Source organism: Vibrio sp. 03-59-1 (assembly GCF_013114135.1).
GTDB lineage: Bacteria > Pseudomonadota > Gammaproteobacteria > Enterobacterales > Vibrionaceae > Vibrio > Vibrio cortegadensis.
This window is the reverse complement of the sequence record NZ_VTYA01000046.1, coordinates 1-2,707: the sequence shown is the minus strand read 5'-3', so window position 1 is coordinate 2,707 and position 2,707 is coordinate 1. Positions and strand designations below refer to the sequence as shown.

Annotated in this window: 1 rRNA gene; it reads right to left on the bottom strand. The window is 51.3% G+C overall.

What is annotated here, in order from left to right:
- Nucleotides 1-2,687, bottom strand: a 23S ribosomal RNA gene (locus tag F0249_RS19660); the annotation flags it as partial.
- Nucleotides 2,688-2,707: the final 20 nt, after the last annotated feature.

The following is a 2,707-nucleotide window of genomic DNA, read 5'->3' as shown; positions in this document are numbered from 1 at the left end:
TGACAACCCGAACACCAGAGGTTCGTCCACTCCGGTCCTCTCGTACTAGGAGCAGCCCCCTTCAATCTTCCAACGCCCACGGCAGATAGGGACCGAACTGTCTCACGACGTTCTAAACCCAGCTCGCGTACCACTTTAAATGGCGAACAGCCATACCCTTGGGACCGACTTCAGCCCCAGGATGTGATGAGCCGACATCGAGGTGCCAAACACCGCCGTCGATATGAACTCTTGGGCGGTATCAGCCTGTTATCCCCGGAGTACCTTTTATCCGTTGAGCGATGGCCCTTCCATTCAGAACCACCGGATCACTATGACCTACTTTCGTACCTGCTCGAATTGTCATTCTCGCAGTCAAGCGGGCTTATGCCATTGCACTAACCACACGATGTCCAACCGTGTTTAGCCCACCTTCGTGCTCCTCCGTTACTCTTTGGGAGGAGACCGCCCCAGTCAAACTACCCACCAGGCACTGTCCGCAATCCCGATAAGGGACCTACGTTAGAACATCAAGCATACAAGGGTGGTATTTCAAGGTTGACTCCACCGCATCTGGCGACGCGGTTTCAAAGTCTCCCACCTATCCTACACATGTAGGGTCAATGTTCAGTGCCAAGCTGTAGTAAAGGTTCACGGGGTCTTTCCGTCTAGCCGCGGGTACACTGCATCTTCACAGCGATTTCAATTTCACTGAGTCTCGGGTGGAGACAGCGTGGCCATCATTACGCCATTCGTGCAGGTCGGAACTTACCCGACAAGGAATTTCGCTACCTTAGGACCGTTATAGTTACGGCCGCCGTTTACCGGGGCTTCGATCAAGAGCTTCGACCGAAGTCTAACCCCATCAATTAACCTTCCGGCACCGGGCAGGCGTCACACCGTATACGTCATCTTACGATTTTGCACAGTGCTGTGTTTTTAATAAACAGTTGCAGCCACCTGGTATCTGCGACTCCTAGTAGCTCCATCCGCAAGGGACTTCACCGCCAAGAGCGTACCTTCTCCCGAAGTTACGGTACCATTTTGCCTAGTTCCTTCACCCGAGTTCTCTCAAGCGCCTTGGTATTCTCTACCCGACCACCTGTGTCGGTTTGGGGTACGATTTCTTATAATCTGAAGCTTAGAGGCTTTTCCTGGAAGTATGGCATCAATGACTTCACACCCGTAGGTGCTCGACATCGTGTCTCAGCCTAACAAGAGTCCGGATTTACCTAAACTCTTAGCCTACGCACTTGAACCTGGACAACCGTCGCCAGGCCCACCTAGCCTTCTCCGTCCCCCCATCGCAATTATAAGAAGTACGGGAATATTAACCCGTTTCCCATCGACTACGCTTTTCAGCCTCGCCTTAGGGGTCGACTTACCCTGCCCCGATTAACGTTGGACAGGAACCCTTGGTCTTCCGGCGTGGGAGTTTTTCACTCCCATTATCGTTACTCATGTCAGCATTCGCACTTCTGATACGTCCAGCAGCCCTTACGAACCACCTTCAACCGCTTACAGAACGCTCCCCTACCCCACACACCTAAGTGTGCAGCCGCAGCTTCGGTTTATTACTTAGCCCCGTTACATCTTCCGCGCAGGCCGACTCGACCAGTGAGCTATTACGCTTTCTTTAAATGATGGCTGCTTCTAAGCCAACATCCTGGCTGTCTGAGCCTTCCCACATCGTTTCCCACTTAGTAATAATTTGGGACCTTAGCTGGCGGTCTGGGTTGTTTCCCTCTTCACGACGGACGTTAGCACCCGCCGTGTGTCTCCCGGATAGTACTTACTGGTATTCGGAGTTTGCAAAGGGTTGGTAAGTCGGGATGACCCCCTAGCCTTAACAGTGCTCTACCCCCAGTAGTATTCGTCCGAGGCTCTACCTAAATAGATTTCGGGGAGAACCAGCTATCTCCGAGTTTGATTGGCCTTTCACCCCTAGCCACAAGTCATCCGCTAATTTTTCAACATTAGTCGGTTCGGTCCTCCAGTTGATGTTACTCAACCTTCAACCTGCCCATGGCTAGATCACTCGGTTTCGGGTCTATATCCAGAGACTGTGTCGCCCAGTTAAGACTCGGTTTCCCTACGGCTCCCCTAAACGGTTAACCTTGCCACTGAATATAAGTCGCTGACCCATTATACAAAAGGTACGCAGTCACACCACGAGGGTGCTCCTACTGCTTGTACGTACACGGTTTCAGGTTCTATTTCACTCCCCTCACAGGGGTTCTTTTCGCCTTTCCCTCACGGTACTGGTTCACTATCGGTCAGTCAGTAGTATTTAGCCTTGGAGGATGGTCCCCCCATATTCAGACAGGATATCACGTGTCCCGCCCTACTCGATTTCACTGATTATGATGCGTCGGTTACGGGGCTATCACCCTTTGCTGCGACACTTTCCAGAGTCTTCACCTGCATCATTAAAAGCTTAAGGGCTAATCCAATTTCGCTCGCCGCTACTTTCGGAATCTCGGTTGATTTCTCTTCCTTCGGGTACTTAGATGTTTCAGTTCCCCGAGTTCGCCTCGTTACGCTATGTATTCACGTAACGATACTAGCTTATGCTAGTGGGTTTCCCCATTCGGAAATCCCAGACTCAAAAGACTTTTACTGTCTAATCTGGGCTTATCGCAAGTTAATACGTCCTTCATCGCCTCTGACTGCCAAGGCATCCACCGTGTACGCTTAGTCACTTAACCATACAACCCGAAAGGGTCTT